We start from the raw sequence: 1,087 nt of genomic DNA on the forward strand, positions 1-1,087 counted from the left end.
ATCCAGCGGATCGCCCGCGAACCGGTGTCGCTCCAGTCCCCGATCGGGGAGGAGGAGTCCGACTTCGGCGACTTCATCGAGGACTCCGACGCCGTCGTCCCGGCGGAGGCGGCCTCCTTCACCCTCCTCCAGGAACAGCTGCGCACCCTGCTGGGCGACCTGTCCGAACGGGAGCGGCGGATCATCCGGCTCCGCTTCGGCATGGCCGACGGCCATCCGCGCACGTTGGAGGAGGTCGGCCGCGAGTTCGGCGTGACCCGCGAGAGGATCCGCCAGATCGAGGCCAAGACGCTGACCAAGCTGCGCCACCCCTCCCGGGCGGGCACCCTGCGCGACTACCTCACGAGCGGCTGACCACCGGGCGATGGCATCGCGAACGTGTCAGCGGCGCCCCGGGTTCCCCGTTCGCGGCGCAACGGAGCGATCTGGCCTGATGTGGCCGTCCCGGCCGGAAGGCCCTGCGCTCGCGCCGTTCGGTGCCTAGGGTCGAAGGGTGCAGGTCAACCGAACCTCCCCGGCCCGCCCCCTCCACCGCCGTCCCGTGACCCTCCTGGCCGCGGCGCTCGCGGTCGGCTCCCTCGTCGCGACCGCCCTCGTCCTGATCGGCGGCCGTGAACCCGAACGCGTCGCCTACTTCGCGGGCTGGAACGTGGCCGCTCGCGACTTCACCGTCGCGGACGTGGCGGCCAGCGGCGCACCGGAACACCTGACCCGCCTCATGTGGGCCTTCGGGGACGTCGACGAAGACGGCCTGTGCCACATCCCCACCGGTCGCGAGGACCAGCCATGGGAGCTCTACCAGCGGCCGTACACCGCTGGGGAGAGCGTCGACGGCCGGGCCGACGATCCCGACCAGGAACTCGCCGGAGGCCTCCACCAGTTGCGGCTGCTGCGCGAGGAGCACCCCGACCTGGGGGCGAGCCTGTCCCTGGGCGGATGGAGCTGGTCGACGCACTTCTCCACGGCGGCCCGCACCCCCGAGTCGCGTGAGGCCTTCGTCGCCTCCTGCCTGGACCTGTGGATCCGCGGCGACCTGCCGGTGCGCGACGGCGGACCGCAGGGTGGCGAGGGCGCGGCGGGCGGGGGG

2 protein-coding genes are annotated in these 1,087 nt (G+C 73.0%); both read left to right on the forward strand.

Features of this window, described 5'->3' with window-relative positions; all coding sequences use genetic code 11:
- On the forward strand, positions 1 to 354 hold a 354-nt coding region (locus tag D471_RS0116330; RefSeq protein WP_017599616.1), incomplete at its 5' end, for a sigma-70 family RNA polymerase sigma factor.
- 139 nt (positions 355 to 493) lie between these two features.
- A partial coding sequence (locus D471_RS34705; protein ID WP_017599617.1) for a glycosyl hydrolase family 18 protein occupies positions 494 to 1,087 on the forward strand: 594 nt, incomplete at its 3' end.

This window comes from Nocardiopsis lucentensis DSM 44048, from assembly GCF_000341125.1.
In the GTDB taxonomy this organism is placed as follows: Bacteria; Actinomycetota; Actinomycetes; order Streptosporangiales; family Streptosporangiaceae; genus Nocardiopsis; species Nocardiopsis lucentensis.